The sequence below is a fragment of the Roseiconus lacunae genome (genome assembly GCF_008312935.1).
Classification (GTDB): domain Bacteria; phylum Planctomycetota; class Planctomycetia; order Pirellulales; family Pirellulaceae; genus Stieleria; species Stieleria lacunae.
Genome location: NZ_VSZO01000005.1, coordinates 250017 through 270693, shown reverse-complemented (window position 1 = coordinate 270693; position 20677 = coordinate 250017). Strand labels below are relative to the sequence as shown.

The window sequence follows — 20677 nt, the reverse complement described above, 5'->3', positions numbered from 1 at the left end:
TGAATTATTCCTAGGCTCCATTGGCCTTTTTGAAGAGAAACTATGACTTCCGTCGATGAAACTGCGGTCGACCCCGTTTGCGGGATGACCGTCGAAACAAATGAGAGTATCAGCCGTCACCATGAAGGTGATGACTACTTTTTTTGCAGCCAAGGGTGCGCGGCGAAATTTGATACCGACCCTGCCGGTGTAATCGCGAAGCGAGCTCAGCAAAATGCTGCTCATCCGGAGCAAGCGAAAAACCATAGTTGCTGTTCAAATCACGAACACGGTGGATCGAAATCCGCCAATGCTGCCGTTGAATCTCAACCAGGAACGATTTACACCTGTCCGATGCATCCGGAGATCGAACAGGTGGGGCCGGGGGCTTGTCCAATTTGTGGCATGGACTTGGAACCGAAGTTTGCTTCTGCGGAGGACGAAGGCGATCAGGAACAATACGCCGATATGAAGCGACGTTTCTGGGGCGGCGTTGCTTTGTCGATTCCGTTGCTGATTCTGGCAATGGGACCAATGGTTGGGTTAGATGTCACGAAACTCATCCCGACGCCGTACTTTGGATGGTTACAATTCGCACTGGCGACACCGGTTGTCTTTTGGTGTGGATGGCCACTGTTGGTTCGAGGTGTGAAGTCGTTTCAAAATTTTAATCTCAACATGTTTTCGCTGATTGCCGTTGGTAGCTTGGCGGCATTCCTATTCAGCGTTGTGGTCGTGGTTGCCCCAGGATTGATCCCTGAGGCTTTCTACGAGAACGGAGTTCCGCCCCTCTATTTCGAAGCCGCTGCGGTGATCATCACATTGGTGCTACTGGGGCAGGTCCTAGAACTTCGAGCTAGGCAGCAAACAGGTGGAGCAATTCGCGAGCTCATGCAGCTTGCTCCGGAGATCGCTCACCGTATCACGCAATCCGGTGACGAGGAGGATATTGCGCTCGCCGAGGTCAAACATGGAGATCGACTACGGATCCGCCCCGGTGAAAAAGTACCGGTCGATTCGGTCGTAATCGGTGGCAGTTCCACCGTCGACGAATCGATGCTGACCGGTGAACCGATCCCGGTTGACAAATCCGAAGGCGATGAGGTCACTGGTGGCACCATCAACCAAAGTGGTGCACTCGAAGTCGAAGCAACGAGCGTGGGCGGAGAAACCGTACTTAGTCGCATCGTCCAGATGGTAGCCGATGCGCAGCGAAGTCGAGCTCCGATTCAAAAACTGGTCGACGTGGTTGCGCGATATTTCGTGCCCGCTGTCATCGTCTGTTCTATCTTTGCGTTCATTGGGTGGTCGATCTGGGGACCGGAACCTCGCCTGGCTCATGCGTTTGTTGCAGCCGTCGCAGTCTTGATCATCGCCTGTCCATGTGCTCTTGGGCTTGCCACTCCCATGTCAGTGATGGTTGGCGTCGGACGAGGTGCCCGCGATGGTGTACTGATCAAGAACGCGGAAGTTTTGGAGGTCATGGAGAAAGTCGATACGGTTGTCGTCGACAAGACGGGGACACTGACAGAAGGTCGGCCGGAGGTAACCTGGATTGAGCCAGCACCTGATTGGTCCAGGGAAGGGTTGCTTGCCATCGCTGCGGCGGTGGAAAACCAAAGCGAACACCCTTTGGCGAGTGCGATCGTACGCAAAGCCAAGGCGGACAAGATCGATATTCAGCATGCAAATCAATTCGATGCAATGACTGGGATTGGCGTGTCCGCTCAGGTCGAAAGCCGAGCGGTTTTAATCGGAAGTGCGAAGCTCTTAACTGACCAGTCCATCGAAGCGGATCAGGGTTTGATCGACGCTGCGAACGAGAGGCAGGCTGGTGGAGCAACGGTCGTGTTTGTCGCCGTCGATCAACAGTTCGCCGGCGCGATCGGCATTTCTGACCCGATTAAAGAGAGCACTCCTGCTGCGCTCGGAACGCTGCAAGACTTGGGATTGAAAGTCATCATGCTAACCGGTGACGCTGAACCCACCGCACGTGCAGTCGCAAAGGAACTCGGTGTCGACGAATTCCACGCGGGTGTTTCCCCGCAGGACAAACACGATTTCGTGAAGAAGCTCAAAGACCAAGGTAAGTCGGTCGCGATGGCCGGAGATGGAATCAACGACGCACCAGCACTCGCGGCAGCCGATGTCGGGATTGCGATGGGGACGGGTACCGGAGTCGCGATAGAGTCCGCAGGCGTGACGCTGGTCGGGGGAGACTTACGCGGAATCGCTGCTGCGGCGGTGCTAAGCCGAAAGACGATGAGCAACATCCGGCAAAACCTGTTCTTTGCGTTTATCTACAATGCGCTGGGAATACCGATCGCTGCCGGATTGCTATATCCACTCTTCGGTGTCCTCCTCAGTCCAATGATTGCTGCCGCAGCAATGAGTTTTAGCAGTGTTTCCGTTATTGGAAATGCGTTAAGACTCAAAGGAGCTAGCTTGAGCCATTCGTGAACGGAAGGCTTCCTAAGGATGTAACGAACCAATGATTACCCCACACTCAACTTGATTAACGACCATGACGAACCCAGAAGATCGCCGACGTTTTTTGAAGACAAGCTCGCTTGCTGCCGCTGGACTTTCCAGTGGCCTGTTGTCGAACTCCGCCACGGGACAGCAGCCAACGCTTCCGAATGATTCGGATGCTCCGCCTCCGGTAGCCAATCCGGGAGCTGCGGCGAGCGTACCAAACGACTCAAACGTCGCCGCCGAGATCGATGGATTCAGCCGGTTCAAGCCGTCAAGGGGAAACGATCCGGACTCGGACTACTATCTCGGCAAACTGATGCCCGGCTTCCGCCCCGTTTCCGCTGGACCAGCCCCGTTTGTAGCACCCGATCTGGAAAAGTTGCCTTGGAAGATGGTCGATGGGGCGAAGGAATTTCATTTGGTCTCGATGCCTGTCGAGCGAGAATTCCTTCCCGGCTACAAGATGAATGTTTTTGGTTTCAACGACAGCATGCCTGGACCGACCATCGAGGTAAACCAGGGTGATCGAGTTCGCATCATCGTGACCAACGAATTGCCCGAAGACACGTTCGTGCATTGGCACGGATTCGAGTTGCCGATTCAGTATGACGGAGCGGCCACGCTGACTCAGAATCCGATCAAGCCCGGCAAATCGATGGTTTACGAGTTCGACGTGCATGAAGAAGGCACCTTCTTCTATCACTCGCACGTCGCGATGCAAGAAGCTTTCGGTCAGGTGGGTTGGTTCATTGTGCACCCAAAGAAGGTATTTGATCCTCCGGTCGACCGTGACTTTGGTTTGATCTTTCAGAACTTCCACATCGCGCCGACACAGACCGTATCCGATTCTTGGGCGATGGATTGGAACTGGCACACGATCAACGGCCGAAGCGGTCCGTACACAACGCCGCTCGTGTGCAAGCATGGTGAGAGAGTACGAGTACGTCTGATGAACTTTGCGCCGATGCAGCACCATCCGATTCACTTGCACGGTCACACCTACTGGGAAACCGGACACGAAGGTACCCGCTCGCCGAAAAGTACCTGGGTCCCTCGCAATGTATCCCTCGTGGGTGTTGCGCAAGCGACCAACTTTGAATTCATCGCCAATAATCCTGGCGACTGGATTTTTCATTGCCACATGGTTCACCACATGATGAACCACATGGTTCGGCAGGTCGGTCCACGCGTTCGTCAGAATGTTTCTGTCGACCGTTATCTTGCCAACACCGATACGCGACCGGCGGTCGATTTCAGTCGAGAAAGTGAAGGATGGGACGTCCCGGGATATCCACAGAAGATGCAGGGGATGGAAAAGGATCAGCAGATGATGAAGGCGATTTGGTCCCGTAAGGAAACGCGTGGGATGCGCGCCAACTACCCGATGGCGGTGAAAGGACTGATGACCGTGATGCGCGTGCTGCCGGACGACTTATTCAAACTGGTCATGGAGAGTGACAAGCCCGTCGAAAAGGGGGTGGTTTTCGCAGAAATCGTGCGGCGGTTCGGTGATCCAGAACGCTACGAGGCGGCTCCGAAGATGATGGACATGGGCTAGACGGAGGCGAGCAGACCGCTCCCCGAATGGAGAGGATGCCAGTAAGATGAGGCTTCTTGTCCGCTGCTTGCCTAGAGGACATCTCATCCCAGCGATCGAAGCAGCGTAGACTCAATCCAATCCATTCCGAAGAATCATTCCCCGTTTACGACCGCAGGTGGCGACGTAACTCATGCTCAGTGACGACGAGAAACGGCGAATCCACCACCGTTTGCGGCGAATTGTCGGTCAAGTTGAGGCGATTGATCGAATGGTCGGAGAGGACACGCCATGCATTGAGGTCGTGATGCAGGTCAGTGCGGCAACCGGCGCCCTAGCGAAAGTAGCCCGGTTGATTCTGGAAGATCACCTGAAACACAGCCTGGCTTCCGCTTCCAACTCCAAGAGTGAATCGGAACGCCAAGCGATTCTCGATGAATTGATCGACCTTATCGAGAAGTACTCGCAAACGTAGTTTGTGATTTCGCCTATCGCGGCTTCGGCGTTGCCGAAATGTGCCCCGGTGGCGTTGGGCCGGTTGGAGGCGTCAGTCCACCTTGCAATAAGAACCCGGTGATCAGTGTCTCTTGGCTGCGCCATGCGACTAGATGTTGCACATAGTTGGTCTGCTCTTGATAGAGATTGCGTTGACTCTGCAAAACGGCTGGCCAGTCGACACGATTTTCCTTGTACGCATCAAGCAGGACTTCATAGGCTCTCTGTGATTCCGGCAAAATCACTTCTTGATAACTCCGGACGTTCTGCAAAGCCGTCAGATAATTTTGATACGCCTGGGCAAGTTGTCGTTGAAGCGAAAACTCAATCCGTTCGATTTCGCCACGCTGCCGCATCACGTCGGCTTCCGCTTGCCGGATCGTACCTTGATTCCAATCGTACAGTGGGACTTCCAGCGACACGCCGGTGTTATGCGTGTTTTGCCCCGCCTCAAAGTTGCGACCGTAACCGTAAGTTACAACGAGATCGGGAATCGGCTCAACGGTTTCTCGTCTGACTTTGATCTCGTCCGCTTGGAGCTTAGCTCGGGCTCCGAGTATCTGCGGACTCTCGGTGGTCAATCGATTCAAAGCCTGATCGAAATCTATGAGCGAAAGCTCACCTTCGAGTGAACCATCCAGTGGCGTGGGCTGCATTCGAAGGCCAGCCAGCGACGCCATCTCGTACCATTTTGCGTGCAGCTGGTTCCGGATCATGAGTAGATCAAGTCGAGCCTTTTGCAGCATCACATTCGCTTCGTGCAATTGTGCCCGAGTCGCTTGACCTTCGTTGTAAAGCTCGCGTGCCGTCACAACGGCATCTTCGGAGTTCTTTAGAATCTCGTTGTGAATCGAGACCAGCTGTTGCTGCCCGAGCGTCATCCAGAAACTCATTCGAACATCGTTCAGCACCTGGTACTCTTGTTCGAGCGCTCGCCACTGGGACGCCCGGGTCATCTGCAGAAACTTAGCTCGGCTGAGTTGCAGCTTTTTGGCCGTAACAATGCGTTGCGAAAACTCGACGCCCTGCCATTCACCGGCCGTGCCTTCGAGTCCCGCTTGCTCGCCGACGTAACGAAGCGTCGGATTCGGCACGAGCCCTGCTTGAATCGCTTTGCCAAGCTCGCCCTGAGTCTGTGCTTGAGCCTGTGTCAATGTCGGGTTGCGGCTGCAAGCGAAGGACTCGATCGCCTCGATGGTCAACGGCGCCTCGCCCGATGTGAACGTCTCCTCGGTCAGAGACTGCGGTACGGGCGGAACCGGCGGCGGCTCGGTGAAGTCCTCGCCGACTCGTCCTCGCAGATCTTGAGGCATGGCATTCTGCGGTGGATTGACCTGGTTCGATTCGATTCGAATCGAGTCGGTTGTGGGGGACTGTGCAGAGCAAACACTCGCAATCGATCCCAGGACCAAGCCGGCGGTGATGAGCTGAATCTTTCGTGACATGGTTCAATCCGTTGAACGCTTTGTTTGGGTCTTCTGGCTTGCTATTCAGCGAGGCTACTTAATGACTTCAGCGACTGCTTTCTTGCGTCGCACCATCCGTAAAGCCGCGTCGTACCAATGCGTCGTCTTGGCATCATTGATCTGAGGGTACAGCGGCAGAATGGGATCGTCGTCCCGAGGATTGGTGCCGTAGTAGATCCGCGGCGAGCAACCCGAATAAAGAGGACCTTGGCAGCGTATGTCGGGACACAGGTTGCAACCATGTCCCCGAGTTGGAAACGCGGGCAAGCCTTGAAGCCCTGCGGGCGCCAGCGTCAGAATTCCACTCGGTCGCGTGATACTCGCAGGCAAATCGTCGCGAGCGCTATCATCAAATTGCAAATGCACCGCTTGATTCTGCTGGGACATCAACGGGACGTCCTGCACAACCGCCGTTACCAGCTTGGGTGCGTTTGCAAGATTCTCCTGCGCTTCCGCGGCTTGTACGGTCATTGTTACCGCCGCCACAGCCATGCAAATTCGATTGAGCTTCATCGGACCTTCCGCGAGAGAGACGAAAACCAGCGTCATCAACTGTATCGGACATACCTTACCGGGGTATCAATCCAATCGTTCCGCGGCCTCACAAGTTATCAATTCGACTTCGGGCGAAACGGAATCAAGGGAGGCACGAATTTAGGCCAATCTTAAAAGTCCTCTAAAGTTTCCATCGTTTCGTGTCCCCGACCCGGTAGCGTCAGCCGGCAACGTGAATTGCAATCATCGTCATAGCCATGAGAATCATGACGGAGTTTTCAATGACTGTTACGACTGACATCGGTAGATTGAACGCGGTTCCCAAGCAAGCACATTGGATCGACTGCTTCTTCCGAACTGCAGAGACGACACCAATCAATCCGATCGACATGATGACAACTGTGGCGATGTTGGCCACCAAAAGAGCGCTGCCAGTAACGAACATTGCTCCCAAGGTCACTTCAACCCACGGATACGCCAATGCGTATGCTCGAGACCGTTTGGCGATGATATCGTAGGTTGCGAAAGCATCTGCAAATTTGGATACATCAAGCAACTTGAAGAATGCAAAACCGAGGAAGAAGAATCCCATGAAATAGGTCGTCCCCATCGACAGATGCCATGTACCGGCCGCCCGCAACATCAGTAAAGATGCACCGAGGACATACATCACCACCAGAAACAGTGGCTTGTAAGTTGAAACTCGGAAACGGCTCTCTTCCGCGGCACCGTCTTTTTGTGCCGAAGCATACGAAGCTTCTTCGACAATACTCGCTTCGAAACCTTGATCGCGAATCAGTTCGACAACTCGCCCTGGATCGATTTCAGGAGCCAAATCGACAAACAGTAGTTTTCGCGGATCACTCAGGTCTGCACGCCACGAATGCATCCCTTCAAATGCATCGAGTTGGGGGCGTACCTTGCTTAAGCAACTTCCGCATTTCAGCGTTGTCGCAATTTGAGTGGTCATCGTTTGTCCTTGTTGATTTCTGTGGGATCGGGTGAAATTAGCGCTTCAATAATCGGGCACCCAGGAACCTTTCCGCGCCCTGAGCATTGGCAAACAAGATCGTGGAGCGTCGTTTCCATCTGCCGCAGATCAGCGATCTTTTGACGAATTGATCCGAGTTTCAATTCCGCCAATCGCTTAACGTCGGCCCGCGTGCCGTATTCTCCGTCTGACAGCTTCAGCAAGTCGATGATCTCGACGAGCGTGAACCCGAGGTCTTGCGCACGCTTGATGAAGCGAATTCGTTCAACTGTCCCAGCCGGGTATTCGCGGAACGATGTCGAAACCGGGCGCGGCTGTTGTATCAATCCTTTTCGCTCGTAAAAACGAATGGTTTCAACGTTGACTCCCGCTGCTTTTGCGACGGTTCCGATGGTTTGACGGCTCATTGATCTATCCTCCACGCGTATTATCGGCTCCGTACTACGGTACGGAGTCAAGCCGTTTTCTGCAGAATCGCTGCCAGATGCGCGGAGACGCCTATTCGCAGGTCGGTACTTCTTCGAGCAGCACCCCTTCGGCAACGCGAATTGTTACATCCATCCTGGCCATCGTCATGCAGAGCAAGTTCTGTGGACAGCCAGGCACAACTTCCTTGCTTGGGGTACAAGACGTGCGCATGACCGGTACCGTTGAAATATCATCCGGTTCATTTTGTGATGACATGTGTCAGAGCAGAATTCAATCGCCGCAACTATTGGCAATGCATTTAGCTGCTCGCGGCTGAGCGACTCCGACCAAGACGTTGCTGGGCATCGGGCCGGTTTGAGAATTCAACCGTCGGCCTTTTCTAGTATGGGGTTCCAGAAAACTGTCGTCGACGTCGCAAATAGGATAGACTTCTGCCGTTTCGACTGTCGCTAATTGCTGTAAACCAGGATCGCAATAGTTTTAAAAACAAGAACGCTCGGCAAAGACGAGAAGATCCGGGAGCTAATGACTATTTTTGGGAAATACGGCGCATGATGAATTGGTTCATTGCCGCTGGCGGTTTTCTATTGACTTGCTTAGGAGTCTGGGAAACGTTCATGGCTGTGCTCCATCCACGGGCAACGGTCGGCCCGATCACGAAAGTCATCAATTTTGGATTTCACTTTTTAGTCCGAACGCAAACGTTCGCTCATGCGCGAGTTCTCGTTCACTGCGGTCCCGCACTAATCGTGACGCAAGTGTTGTGTTGGGCGACGCTGCTATTGTTTGGCATCAGTCTGATCGTTTGGTCTCAACTCGGAAGCGGCATCACAGCGACCGGATCGACTCCGACTGATACGGATTTTGTAACCGCGGTGTATTTTTCTGGGTTTACCATCACGACGCTGGGCGTCGGCGACTTGGTTCCTCGAACGCCAGCGATGCAGTTTTTGACCATCACTGCCGCTGGCCTGGGGTTCAGCTTCTTCACGCTTGTGCTTGCCTACGTCATCTCCGTCTATTCGACACTCGCCCGTCGCAACCAGTTTGCCAATGAGATTGAGTATCGCACTGGACGAACCGGAGACAGCCTTGGTTACTTGCGAGCATACCTAACCCAAAGCGATCCTTCATTGGTTAACCAAGACCTTTACACACTGTCGTCGAACATGGCGGAGTTGTTGGAATCGCATCATTTCTATCCGGTCTTGCATTACTTTCGGTTCAGCGAATCTCGATACGCCATGAGCCGCATGTTGAGATTCTGTCTGGAGGTATCTTCGATCATGCGAGCGGCGCGACAGGTCGATGGTTACAAGCCTGCCGCTAGCGTTGAGGCCGTCGATCGGCTCTGGCACGCCAGCATGCAGATGCTAGAAGAGACCATGCTGCATTTCGTGGTCTGTCACTCGACGCACAGCGATCCCGATCCGCGACTGGCGATCGAGGTCTCGCAGTCGATCTGCGACTCGGATGACCTAGCGAGCCAATTGCAAGCTGCGTTCGTCGATCAGCAATCCGTGTGGCTTCAGGATCTGAACGCGCTGGCTGTTTGCACCAGAAGCGAATCCGGCAAAGAATCCTAGAATCTTTTCGCAAAGTCGTGAAGAAACGTCGGAGCTGTGCATCCAAAGAGCATCAAAGAAGAGATTCCTTCAAACGAATCTTTTGAATGCATTTGGAAATGCCTGTCATGAACCGCCGCCACACCAACTCGACCGCTCGATTTTTTGCTGCTTATGCAGTGTTCGCGGTGCTGTTGGCATCTTCGCCGGCCGCTCGGGCGGGATTATATGCAGGGAAACCGTGTCCTCACGTCTGCTGCCAGTTGCAGACGGTTGGGCACAATTGCTGTGACGGCGAACCGTCGCCCGAATGCCCCGCACTGGTGTCTTGCGGTACGAAGGTTTGGCTGCCGCCTCGAACGTCTGACGCCGATCTGACGCCGCGCGGTTTGAATCGCAGCGACTTTTCACGGATCATTTGGAAACCTGAATCGGTCGCTCTCGGCCGGCTGGTTCCCTCGGTCCGCCTCAACTCTCTGATTGTTTGGCACGTTCGTCTTCAGATTTAGCGGTTGGAGTTGCTTCGACTTGCGAAGCCAGGCCCAATCCAAAAATGAAGATGTATCTGTTTCCTAATCGGTGCATGTCGATGTCCGCTGCGCCGTCAATCCAGGAGTTTCCAAAATGTTAGCTACTGTATTCTCTGCTGTTTTGTTTACCGTTTCATTCGTCCCCGGCAACGTTGATGCCGCTGCCTCTGCGGGGCCTATGTGTTGCGCCAAGCATGCCTACTGCTGTACGGTTCACGCGCCATGCTGTGGCAAACATGCTGAAGGCAAAGTAACCACAGTCGAATTTTCGGGTGCAACTTCTCAGTCCACATGCTGTGCCAAGCGGGCGTATTGCTGCTCGGTGAGTGCACGGTGCTGCGGAAAGCACGCTGAACCAAAAGCCGCGACCGGCGATGTGGTCAGTTCCCCAGGTCAATCAAGCTGTTGCGCAAAGCGAGCATATTGCTGCAGCGTTGGCGGTGCGTGCTGCAGCAAAGGATCGTCGGGTTCCACGGAAGTCGAATCTGCTGAACTCAGCTAGTCGCTTCTGGTCCCGTTCGATCCCTGTCAGCCGGGCGAGCCTTAAAACTCGTCCGGCTTCTTTGTTTAAGGTGCCGTGATGGATACATTCAAACACCGATGGCATCAGTTGCCAATCAGTCGGCAACTGCTTGTCCTAGTCAATGCAATTCTCTTCGTAGTCGTCGTTTCGTTTCTTCTCGTAGACTACCGACTGCGGATGGATCGGCATTTGCACGAGAAACAGATCGCGTTGACCGAAGAAGCGAAAACGATGTACGAATCGTTGCTGGTCGCTGAAGTTCATGGCGGGAAGGCGATTCAAAGTTTGGTCGACAATGTATGCGCTCGAATGAACACAGACGATTCCCCCGGTCACCATATTGCTGCGGATTGGCGAGGGCTGCCTTTCCAAGCGATCTCGCATGGGCATGCTTCCGATGAAATGCTCGCTGCAATGCGTTCAACAGCTGACTCAATAGACGCCGAAGCCAACGGATCGCTCGTTGTCGGGGCTTTCACTGGACCAGCAGGCACCGTCTATATCTCCGAGAAACGTTCAGCCGTAGTGAGATCAACGCGTCGCTCATTGTTGACCCAGATGTTTGCCGTCTTGTTGCTCGGAGCGATTGCAGCGTTCGTGGTCAGCGCAGTGCTGCGGCAACTGATCGCCAAGCCGATCCAAGGCTTCGCTTCGGCACTACGGAGTGTTGCGTCCGGGGACTTGAGCGTGATTGCCCGCACGAGAAGCTGTCGAGAACTGAGTTACCTTGCTGAACAGATCAATACAATGACAGCTGCATTGGATCACGCTCAACGCGACCACCGTGTTCACATGGAAAAGGCACGTCAGATCCAACAAAACTTGCGTCCGACAGTAAGTGAACTGGTCGGAATCGACGTCGCCGAACTGTTCGAGCCTGCCGACGATGTTGGCGGCGACTACTACGACGTGATTTCCTTATCGGATGGACGCTATCTACTTTGTGTCGCCGATGTTTCAGGGCACGGTGTTCCGGCTGCGATGGCGGCGACATTGTTGAAAGCGTTTGTTTCAGAAGCGGCAAAGAAGTCGTCTAGCCCCGCGGAAATACTGACAGATGTCAATCAACATTACTGCGAGTACGTTATGATGGGACATTTTGCGACGATGGCGCTATTGGTCGTCGATCCGCAAAAAAGGCAACTGACCTACGCAAATGCTGGCCACGAGTTTCCGTTCTTGCAGATTGGGAGCGACACGCCAGTGCGATTGAACGTGGGCGATCTGATCTTGGGTGTCGAGGACGATACTCACTACCACGAAGAAACCATTCCACTAGGCGATTCAGCTCGCTTAGTCATCGTAAGCGACGGTGTGACAGAGGCCTTTGATCCATGTGAAGAGCAATTCGGAACGGAACGGATTGAAAATTTGTTGCATTCCGCTCAGAGCTGCAGTGCTCGTGAATTGGTTGAGATGTTTGGTTCGTCCATCGAAGTGTTTCGCAAAGGCCGAAAGGCGTTCGATGACACAACACTATTGGTGGCGCAATTGGCTTAAAGGGACTGCGGTATCGTCGCGCACAAACCGACTGCCTCGGTAGGCAGATTAGACCAGTACTTGGATTGATCTGAATCTAGCTTCCTGAAGTCCCGTTCTGAGATCGAACATTCGTGCACGTGCAAGCGAAGCAGGTTTGAGGAACACCTCTCGATTATCAATCCATCGGGAATGGGTGTTCATTGAATCGCAGCATCCCTCGATACGCCAACCAGCGTATCGAGGCAATGGATCGACTCTTTGTGGCAATGCGAACACCGGCGCTAATGGCAGCAGCTTCCGCCACCTGACAAGGGGCGAGAGGAAACGGAGTTGGGAGCAGCGGAGAACGAGGTCGCTGCGGACGGCTGATAGTCCGTGTCCATGTCGACCGATGTGTCGTATTGAATATTGGCAGCAGTTTGCTCAGCGTACTGCTGAGCGGTCATTGCCGGTTCGTCCTTTCGATTGCCAAGCCAATGCAGCGATTGGCATCCGGCCGACAGTGATAGGGTGTAGATGAGCACGGCGATGGCTCCAGACTTCCATTGAGATTTCATGACGACGTCCTTGTCGTGAGTTGAAACAAAAAAGGGCAGGGGCGGCGTATTGACGTCTTTGCAAAAGCAAATCGGTCGTGACACCGCCCCCGCGAACGGAACAGCGGAGCCAACTCCGCCGTGTTTTGAAATTCGAGAGTTGCTACCGAAGAAGCGGTGCAGCAACTCCCTGGTTGCTCAAGATGGCCAAGTATTTTCCAGGCTCGGCTGCGATTCGCTTAGCACAGCCAGGACAGCAGATGTAAATCGCTTTGCCATTCGCGTGGACTTTGTAAGGTCCACCCATCGCGTCAAGCGGCTCGTCCATCACGGGACACTTCTTTTGCGCCGAGATGAATGGAGCATCGGCAGCAGTCACTTTGTAAATGCCTTCTCGTACTTGCTCTGCCCCCGAAGGAACGCTGCCCTGTGAAGTCGCTCCGTAGACTTTGGCGAGATACTTTGCCGGTTCTGCTTCGACTTTCTTGATGCAACCACGGCAACAGAGGAAGACCGGTTTATCACCCACCATCAACTTGACTGGTCCGCCCATGCTGCCCAGCGGCTCGTCCATCACCGGGCAAGTTTTTTGCGTAGCGATCAGTGAAGCATCCGCTGGCGTGGCACGGACGACCGAGACCGAAAGATTGCTCGTCGCACTCGATGGATTGGATTCTGTTTGAGCTCCGCCATAAACCATCGCGAGATACTTCGCCGGTTCTGCTTGAACCTTTTTGATACAGCCTTTGCAGCACAGATAGATCGGCTTGTCACCAACGGTTACCTTCACCGGAGTGCCCATGCCACCGAGCGGCTCATCCATGACAGGACAAACTTTCTGTTTGGCGATCGCCGCAGCATCGGCAGCAGTAGCGGTCGTGACCGTGATTTTTGGACGCCCGGATGCGTACTTCGCCGGATCGGCTTTGACGGCATCAACACAGCCAGCACAGCAAACGAAGACTTGTTGACCGCCAACATCGACGCTGACCGGATCGCCCATACTCCCCAGTGGTTTTCCACTGACGGGGCAGATCTTTTGACGTGCGATAGCTGCGGCAGCCAATTGAGTTTCACTTGCCGGCACCGTTGCGACTTCATCGAAACGTACGCCCGAACTACCGACGCCGATGAGTTGCACGTCGATCTCGATCTGGCGTCCAGCGATTTGAGAAAGATTGACAGGGGCCAGCAGCGATCCTTTTCCATCGGGCAAAAGATCGTAGCGATAGCGTTTCGCGTTGCCTTCGACACGGAGGATGGCTGCACCACGTCCGCGATCGACAGACACTGGGGAGCCTTGGCGATCAAAGGCGAACATTTGAATGCCGCCTTGGTTGACAACCGTTTCAAGTTGTAGATCGCCTGCGACTTTCAGGCTACCACCGTGCGGACCGACTCTCGCTGGTGTGCTCTCGGCAAGCGCAGGCGACATTGAGTGGGTGTGACCCGTATGAGGCCCCTGCGCGAATGTAAAGCCAGTCGATAAGGCAGCGAGACAGATAGTCAGGATTGGGGAGTGACGCATTTCTTCTCCTTCGTGAAACGAAGCGGGCATTCCATCTGGCCCGCCGTGAATCGGTTTAGTTAGTTGGTTTGATGCCTGAGAAACCTCGTTCTTCACGAAGTTTCAAAATTGTTTTTATGCAGCGATTGGAAACTCCTCCTGTTCATCAGATTGCTCTTCAGTCCAGAGTTCGTCCTTGAAGCCAAACCGCAATTTGGTCTCCAAGTAAGCGGCATAGAGCGTTGGCACGATGAAAGACGTAAACGGCTCGGCGAGCATTCCACCGAATACCGGAAGAGCCATGGCTCGAGCCACATCGGCACCACGTCCAGAAGCAAGTAGCACGGGGACCAATGCTGCCAATGTTGTGACTGTCGTCATCATGCAGGGTCGAATTCGCTTAAGCCCCGCCTCGTAGATCGTGTCGCGTATATCCTGCACCGAATTGATCTTTGTTCGACTGAGCCGCTGGTGGATGTACGTTGCCATCACGACCCCATCGTCCACGGCGAGTCCAAACAACGCGATGAAGCCGACCCAAACCGCGGTGTTCAACTCCACTTCCATCCAGCCGACCGCAACCATCCCACCAGCAAAGGCAACGGGAATTCCAGTGAAGACTGCGAGCGAAATGGGAAGGTTGCGAAACTCGAAATAGATCAGCAATAGATTGATCAAAATGACGACTGGAATGATCCACATCAGTCGGCGGTTCGCCTCGATCTGATTTCGGAAACTGCCGACTGCTTCGAGTGAATACCCCGCCGGCAAATCCAAGCGATCAGGATTGCTGGGGGCCAGCGACTGGGCAACTCGCAGCTGTTCTTCAATCGCTTCGACCGACTCGAGATCACCCGCCGAGCCGTTCGTCATGAACGAGACGTGAGCGACAAGTCGGCCGTTCTCACTGTTGATGGCGCCAGGGCCCCACGTCGTCTCGAGCGTTGCGAGTTTCTCAAGAGGCACGACCGCTCCACTGTGCGTGACGACGGGCAGACGTTTCAGACCATCGATTTGTTCTCGCAGATCCCGGTGGTAACGGAGACGCACCGGATAGCGTTCGCGTCCTTCCACTGTCTTAATAAGATTCATCCCACCGAGGGCAGTCTCGATCACCTGGTTCACCATCGCAGCGCTCATCCCATAGCGAGACGCAGCCTTCCTATCTACGGTGAACTCGACGTACGGCTTGCCGAGAACAATGTCGGGATTGACGGTGCCTGCATTGATGTACGGCGACTTCTTCAGTTCGCTGGCGACATCCATTGCTGCCGTCGACAGTTCATTCAGTTCGTTGCCATACACACGAATCGCCATCGGTGCCTTGATGCCCGATTGCAACATGACCACGCGGCCTTCGATCGGTTGGAGCGCCGATGCAGGTGTCACACCCGGCAGCGTTGCGACCCGATTGATCTCGTCCCAAACATCGCGGGCGGTGATTCCTGGTCGCCACTCGCTCTGTGGTTTCAGCATGACATAGGTTTCGACCATCGCCGCAGGGGCTGGATCCAAAGCAGACTCGACTCGCCCGATCTTGCCGAGCACATCCTTGACTTCGGGGATTTGTCCGATCAGCACATCCTGTGTTTGCAGCACCTGCATGGCCTGCGAAAAACTAGCTGCTGGATACAACGTCGGCATGTAGAACCAGCTGCCTTCATCGAGTGCGATCCAATCATCACTTTGCAAACCGGTGAAAGTGTGTTTGGCATCGACGTACCCGGGAAAATCATTCAGGTCTGCACCGAACAGAGCTGCGAATCGCTCGACAGGCTTTAGCACCGTTGGCAAACCGACCCAGGCACCGAGTCCGATAACCAGCAACAACGCTGGGAACGAGAGCGCGAATGATTTATGGTTGAGTGCATGTCGAAGCCGCGCCGCATAGATCCAACGGACGAAACGGCTCGACGGAATCTCTTCGATTGGTTTGATCCGTTCACGCATCAATTGCCAACCGGCGACTAGTCCAATTGCCGCTGCGGCCAGCGTGATCGCCCATGAGGGAAGCGAGAAGTACTCTGCCAAACGCGGTGCCCACATGAATTGGGACAGTGCGGCCAGGAGAGTCGCCAATGCCACGGCAGAAAGGGATGCTGTCAACCGACTGCCGCGAGCGCTCTTCAACATCAATCGGCAAAGGGCCGGAACAATCGTGACAGCGGTGACCATCGCTGCGGCGATGGCGAAAGTCTTCGTATACGCCAGCGGTGAAAACAGCTTGTAATCTCGACCGGTCAAGAAGAACACCGGCAAGAAGCTGACGATGGTCGTCGCAACGGCGGTGACGACGGCCGGCGCAACTTCGATCGCTGCCGTGTAAACCACTTCAGTACGGCTCTGCTTCGTCTTGAGCCGCGATCCCAAACCGTCCTTTTCCCAGTCTGAAAGATGCTGGTAGATGTTCTCGCTGACGATGATCCCCATGTCGACCATCGTACCGATCGCAATTGCGATTCCAGCAAGCGACATGATGTTCGCGTCGACGCCTACGAATCGCATGGCGATGAAAGACATCAGCACGGCGGCCGGCAAGCAAATCGCGACCACGAAACTGCTGCGAATATGCAATAGAAACAGCAAGATGATGATCGCCGTGATGATAATCTCGTCACGCAATGCGTGCGTCAGCGTTGCCATCGTTTCGTCGATCAAGCCACTTCGGTCATACACGCCGTTGATCGTCACTCCGCCAAGTGAAGGCGTAATCGCAGCGATCTTTTCCTTGACTCGATCGATTACGACTCGAGGGTTTTCGCCGTATCGCATCACGACGACACCGCCAACTGCTTCGGCACCGTTGTAGTCCAGTGCGCCTCGTCGAAAGTCAGGTCCAAGCTGAACCGAAGCCACATCCCTCACATGCACGGGAACTCCATCTCGCTGCAAGATGACCGTTTCCTCGATGTCCTCGACGGCCTTTTCCACTCCGCCGTCTGAGCCAAGAAAGCCCTTGCTGCGAACGATGAATTCCATGCCGGTGGTTTCGACTGTCTTAGCTCCCACGTCTAGGTTGGAACCCTTAATCGCCATTGCCAATTGATCGAGCGTTACCGCATGGAATCTCAGTTTGTCCGGATCGACTTCGACTTGATACTGGCGAACATATCCACCAATGGAAGCTACCTCACTGACGCCTTCGACAGCCTGCAATTCGTACTTCACGACGAAGTCTTGAAGGCTGCGAAGTTCCGCCAGCGTCATGCCATCTTTCGGTGGTTGAAGCGTGTAGTAATAGATCTGCCCAAGTCCCGTGGCATCGGGGCCGAGCTGTGGAACGACGCCGTCGGGCAATTGTGATGCGGCGGTTCCCAACTGCTCAGACACGCGACTTCGTGCCCAATAGAAATCGATTTCGTCTTTGAACGTGACCTGAACAAAGCTGTAGCCAAACATGCTTTTCCCACGTACCGATTCGGCACCGGGAACAGCCAGAAGGGACACACTCAATGGGTAGGTAACTTGATCCTCGATGTCTTTTGGCGAACGGCCGGGCCACGGTGTCAGGACAATGACTTGGTTTTCGCCAACATTGGGAATGGCGTCGATCGGAACCGACTTGAAACTGAACCAGCCGGCAACACTCACGCCCACGGTCAGCAGCACAACTAGCCAAGGTTCCTTTGTGCAGAAACGAATAAGAAGGCTCAACATTGTCTTTCTCCTTATTCGATCCGATTCGAGATGCTTGGAACTTCCGCGTCAGCAACCGACAGGTTGCGAACTTCTTCACCACATCGCAGCATCTCGCTGCCCCAGTAGGGATTGGCAAGTTCGCCCTCAGGCTGCATCCAGTCTCCGCCGCCGCCAGGAACCATTGGGCAATAGAGATGTACGAGCTTCTCTGCCGTTTTCGGACCTCTAGCAACAGTCGCCGCGAGCAATAGCGCTCGGCTGACGGTTCGGTACGATTCGCGAGCGGTCTCCAAGGAACCATCCATGCGAGATGCGGCTCGACGCGCCGCCGCAAAACGTCGCTGCGCCTCATCGGGTACCTCGGCGGACATTTCAAGTTCCTGCAATCCGCTGATCATGTGATTCAATGCAACGGGTGGTGGTGTTTGGTCTGCCGCCATCGCGCATTGAATGTCGAAGTATGCAGCGTAGGTTGCGTCAAAGGCATCACCGACAGCACCTGCCAAGAGCTGCGGGCTCGTATTCGGTAGCTCCAATGGCCCCGGGGGAAACTCGGTTGCCTTGCTTGGGTCCAAGAGCGATGGATTGCCGGCAAGTTGCATCTGTGAATCGATCAAGAAGTTTCCTCCCGTTGCAACGGTTTCTCCGGCGCTAAGCCCTTCGACAATCACAGCCTCTTGCTTGCTCATCGGGCCGACCGTGACTCGTCGAATCTCAAAACGCCCCGGCTCGGTTTCGACATAGATCACCGAGTGCTGCCCAGCCATCAGGACTGCGTCTCTCGGCACCGTTACCACACGCTGCTCAGGGAGAGGTTCATCGGAGTAGCCGAGTTCTGAAGTCGGAACCAACGGCATCCCACAGAGCGGGCAATCGCCGGGTGCATCGCGGATTACCTGTGGATGCATCGGGCTAATTAACTTGCCCGCTAGGGCCGGATCGTAAACTCGCGCTGCCGGAACAGCGGGCACGGTGACCGTCGCGGTCGCATAGTCGCCCGGACGCAGTTGGCCGTCGAAGTTGAGGATCTCGACGCGAACCTGAACCGTACGAGTCTTTGGGTTGACGGTTGGATCGATGAAGGCCACACGACCAGTAAAGACTTCGCCTGGCTTGGATTCGATTTCGGCTTCGATTTGCTGACCGAACCGAATCGCTGCCGCATCGTCCGGGAAAAGGTCCAGCATCAACCAAACGGTGCTCAGGTCAGCAACCCGGAAGATCTTCTGTCCCGTCTTCACATAGTCCCCCTCGACAGCCGCTTTCTCAATTACGGTTCCGCTTTGTGGAGACTTGATGCGAATTCTTGATTCAGGCTTTCCACTTTCGATCAGATCTTCAATCTGCTGGTCCGTCATGCCAAGTTCCGAAAGGTTATCTCGAGCGACTTGAGAAAGATCGCCATTGTCGATTTGGAACCTGCCGACTTTGCCTTTACGTTCCAAGCTAGTGATGAACTCGGTCTGGGCTGTAAATAGTTGAGGGCTATAGATAAGCGCTAAGTCGTCACCTTGATTGACCTTCACGCCGACGTAGTTGGCGAACATCTTTTCCAAGCGTCCGTCGATGTACGCGGAGATCGTCGACAGGCGGCTTTCATCAAATTGGATCGTCCCAATCGTGCGAATTGTGCGATTCAGTTCGCCCATCTTGGACATGCCGGTTTGGATACCAACGAGTCGTCGGGCAGCAGGCTCAATGGAGACCGATTTTCCATCTCCTCCGGAATCGCCCGTCGCCTCAACCAACTCCATGGCGCAGACCGGACAACGGCCTGGTTCCGTGGATGGCGGTGTGCACATCATCGGGCAGATGTACCGCGTGTCAGATGAACCTTCGGACGCGGTAGCCGACTCGGCGTTACTTCCGCCTCCAGCCGTCAGCCAACCTGTTCTCTGGGCAAGCCCCATGAGAAAGAAGCAGGCACCAACGACCGCGACAACGGCGAAGGATTGAACGGCAGTACGAATCAACCATTTACTACCAGTGGCGTCGACGACTGCGGATTTCGCCGTACCAGTAGCCTGGTCATCCTTTGGTTCCGTTGTGACTGCCGCGGCGCTACTCGAATGCTTTTTTGCTACCGAGTCGGTTTGTTGAGCATTTGCGGTCGTAGTGCCACTAGTCGTCGTTTCCCGTTCTTCCGGTTCACCGCTTGGAACGTCAGGCTTTGCGTTGTTTTGTTTGGTCATAACTTCTATTCACCAAAATGCTGATTCCGTTCATGCTTTTCAATCGATCGAAAAAGGGGGCAGACCCCAATAGCCGGGACGGCCCTTCGGGTGCTTTGCACTATTAGGGTCTGACCCCTTTTTCGCTACGACAATGCCGTTGCTTATTCACCACGCTGCGTAGAACTGGTTCGCAATGAATCAGCTTGGGCGCGCGAGAGTTTGGACGGAGAAATTGCTGTGGCCGGTCTATTAGGCTTGCCTCAATACCATGCTCTCGCAACGAGCAGCATGCATTGGCAGCCAGCCGGCAATCAAAGAAACTGGACGTTTAGCCAGTTGGAAAGAGACTCGCTACAGCCGCCACACACAAAGGTGGCATTGATAGTCGAGTAGTAGGTGCGATTGCGTATCTTCAAACCGATGACGCAAATACGTTTCAGCACTACGTTGGTGATCGAAAGACGGCACATTTCCAAAAGCAAGAGACTGCGTGTCCGCTTCTTCGTTGACGGGCGCGCGTGGCGACGTCGGTGTCCCCGGCTGCGATCGCAGCGAGCACATGCAGACTCGCGCTAGCGCTGGCGTGTCCGTTCGGGCCGTCCATGCTGCACCATCCGATTCGCTTCCTGGAAATCCAGGTTCAGGAACGAGATCTGAAAGCGCACCAAAAATCGGATCCGGCCCGGATTGATTTGACTCATCCGTCGTATTGTTGCCGCAGCAAGACGGTTGGCCAGCGTCAGTGTGACCATCGCTACAGCAACCACATAACTCGCCAACCGACGAGACTTCGCAGTGGCCGCAATCCTCGCATCGATGCTGGGCATCCGTTGCAGATGTACTGTTCGCTCTCT

Annotated in this window: 14 protein-coding genes; 5 read left to right on the top strand and 9 right to left on the bottom strand. The window is 54.5% G+C overall.

Annotated features, from left to right (window positions below):
• Positions 1-42: 42 nt before the first annotated feature.
• From FYC48_RS09545 to FYC48_RS09535, 3 genes are all read left to right on the top strand, one after another.
• A complete protein-coding gene (locus FYC48_RS09545; protein ID WP_149496462.1) occupies positions 43-2439 on the top strand; it encodes a heavy metal translocating P-type ATPase in 2397 nt (798 codons plus the stop codon).
• Positions 2440-2503: 64 nt separating this feature from the next.
• Complete coding sequence (locus FYC48_RS09540) at positions 2504-4012, top strand: copper oxidase (protein ID WP_149496461.1); 1509 nt, start codon at positions 2504-2506, stop codon at positions 4010-4012.
• Positions 4013-4184: 172 nt separating this feature from the next.
• The gene (locus tag FYC48_RS09535; RefSeq protein ID WP_149496460.1) at positions 4185-4466 is read left to right on the top strand and encodes a metal-sensitive transcriptional regulator; all 282 of its coding nucleotides are present in this window, start codon (positions 4185-4187) and stop codon (positions 4464-4466) included.
• A gap of 13 nt (positions 4467-4479) precedes the next feature.
• On the opposite strand, the gene FYC48_RS09530 is transcribed toward FYC48_RS09535, so the two are convergent.
• The 4 genes from FYC48_RS09530 to FYC48_RS09515 form a co-directional block, all read right to left on the bottom strand.
• Positions 4480-5931 (bottom strand): TolC family protein, encoded by a 1452-nt coding sequence (locus FYC48_RS09530; RefSeq protein ID WP_149496459.1) that lies wholly within the window; start codon positions 5929-5931, stop codon positions 4480-4482.
• Between the two features lie 54 nt (positions 5932-5985).
• Entirely contained in the window at positions 5986-6465 is a 480-nt protein-coding gene (locus FYC48_RS09525) for a hypothetical protein (RefSeq protein ID WP_160149424.1), read from the bottom strand.
• A gap of 202 nt (positions 6466-6667) precedes the next feature.
• Entirely contained in the window at positions 6668-7417 is a 750-nt protein-coding gene (locus FYC48_RS09520) for a MauE/DoxX family redox-associated membrane protein (protein WP_149496457.1), read from the bottom strand.
• Positions 7414-7845, bottom strand: coding sequence for a MerR family transcriptional regulator (locus FYC48_RS09515; protein WP_149496456.1), 432 nt, complete (start codon positions 7843-7845; stop codon positions 7414-7416). The genes FYC48_RS09520 and FYC48_RS09515 overlap by 4 nt, the downstream gene beginning before the upstream one ends.
• A gap of 573 nt (positions 7846-8418) precedes the next feature.
• Here FYC48_RS09515 and FYC48_RS09510 point away from each other — a divergent pair.
• Together FYC48_RS09510 and FYC48_RS09500 are read left to right on the top strand one after the other, a co-directional pair.
• Positions 8419-9453 carry a potassium channel family protein gene (locus FYC48_RS09510; protein ID WP_235034172.1) on the top strand — a complete coding sequence of 345 codons (1035 nt, stop codon included), beginning with the start codon at positions 8419-8421 and terminating at the stop codon, positions 9451-9453.
• Positions 9454-10542: 1089 nt separating this feature from the next.
• Positions 10543-11985, top strand: coding sequence for a PP2C family protein-serine/threonine phosphatase (locus FYC48_RS09500; RefSeq protein ID WP_149496454.1), 1443 nt, complete (start codon positions 10543-10545; stop codon positions 11983-11985).
• Positions 11986-12248: 263 nt separating this feature from the next.
• On the opposite strand, the gene FYC48_RS09495 is transcribed toward FYC48_RS09500, so the two are convergent.
• From FYC48_RS09495 to FYC48_RS27695, 5 genes are all read right to left on the bottom strand, one after another.
• Entirely contained in the window at positions 12249-12524 is a 276-nt protein-coding gene (locus FYC48_RS09495) for a hypothetical protein (protein WP_149496453.1), read from the bottom strand.
• A 142-nt stretch (positions 12525-12666) separates the two neighbouring features.
• Positions 12667-13938, bottom strand: coding sequence for a hypothetical protein (locus FYC48_RS28365; RefSeq protein ID WP_235034171.1), 1272 nt, complete (start codon positions 13936-13938; stop codon positions 12667-12669).
• Positions 13939-14145: 207 nt separating this feature from the next.
• Positions 14146-17667, bottom strand: a complete 3522-nt coding sequence (locus FYC48_RS09485) for an efflux RND transporter permease subunit (RefSeq protein WP_149496452.1) — start codon at positions 17665-17667, stop codon at positions 14146-14148.
• A gap of 11 nt (positions 17668-17678) precedes the next feature.
• On the bottom strand, positions 17679-19841 hold the full coding sequence (locus FYC48_RS09480) for an efflux RND transporter periplasmic adaptor subunit (protein WP_149496451.1): 2163 nt from the start codon (positions 19839-19841) through the stop codon (positions 17679-17681).
• Positions 19842-20395: 554 nt separating this feature from the next.
• A complete protein-coding gene (locus tag FYC48_RS27695) occupies positions 20396-20650 on the bottom strand; it encodes a hypothetical protein (RefSeq protein ID WP_160149423.1) in 255 nt (84 codons plus the stop codon).
• Between the last annotated feature and the right edge of the window lie 27 nt (positions 20651-20677).

Excerpts from the sequence above, each read along its gene's own strand:
- FYC48_RS09545 (WP_149496462.1), top strand. The coding sequence starts at position 43 with ATGACTTCCGTCGATGAAACTGCGGTCGACCCCGTTTGCGGGATGACC.
- FYC48_RS09520 (WP_149496457.1), bottom strand. The coding sequence starts at position 7,417 with ATGACCACTCAAATTGCGACAACGCTGAAATGCGGAAGTTGCTTAAGC.
- FYC48_RS09500 (WP_149496454.1), top strand. The coding sequence starts at position 10,543 with ATGGATACATTCAAACACCGATGGCATCAGTTGCCAATCAGTCGGCAA.
- FYC48_RS09535 (WP_149496460.1), top strand. The coding sequence starts at position 4,185 with ATGCTCAGTGACGACGAGAAACGGCGAATCCACCACCGTTTGCGGCGA.
- FYC48_RS09480 (WP_149496451.1), bottom strand. The coding sequence starts at position 19,841 with ATGACCAAACAAAACAACGCAAAGCCTGACGTTCCAAGCGGTGAACCG.
- FYC48_RS09525 (WP_160149424.1), bottom strand. The coding sequence starts at position 6,465 with ATGAAGCTCAATCGAATTTGCATGGCTGTGGCGGCGGTAACAATGACC.
- FYC48_RS09530 (WP_149496459.1), bottom strand. The coding sequence starts at position 5,931 with ATGTCACGAAAGATTCAGCTCATCACCGCCGGCTTGGTCCTGGGATCG.
- FYC48_RS09540 (WP_149496461.1), top strand. The coding sequence starts at position 2,504 with ATGACGAACCCAGAAGATCGCCGACGTTTTTTGAAGACAAGCTCGCTT.
- FYC48_RS09495 (WP_149496453.1), bottom strand. The coding sequence starts at position 12,524 with ATGAAATCTCAATGGAAGTCTGGAGCCATCGCCGTGCTCATCTACACC.
- FYC48_RS09510 (WP_235034172.1), top strand. The coding sequence starts at position 8,419 with ATGATGAATTGGTTCATTGCCGCTGGCGGTTTTCTATTGACTTGCTTA.
- FYC48_RS28365 (WP_235034171.1), bottom strand. The coding sequence starts at position 13,938 with ATGTCGCCTGCGCTTGCCGAGAGCACACCAGCGAGAGTCGGTCCGCAC.
- FYC48_RS27695 (WP_160149423.1), bottom strand. The coding sequence starts at position 20,650 with ATGCCCAGCATCGATGCGAGGATTGCGGCCACTGCGAAGTCTCGTCGG.
- FYC48_RS09485 (WP_149496452.1), bottom strand. The coding sequence starts at position 17,667 with ATGTTGAGCCTTCTTATTCGTTTCTGCACAAAGGAACCTTGGCTAGTT.
- FYC48_RS09515 (WP_149496456.1), bottom strand. The coding sequence starts at position 7,845 with ATGAGCCGTCAAACCATCGGAACCGTCGCAAAAGCAGCGGGAGTCAAC.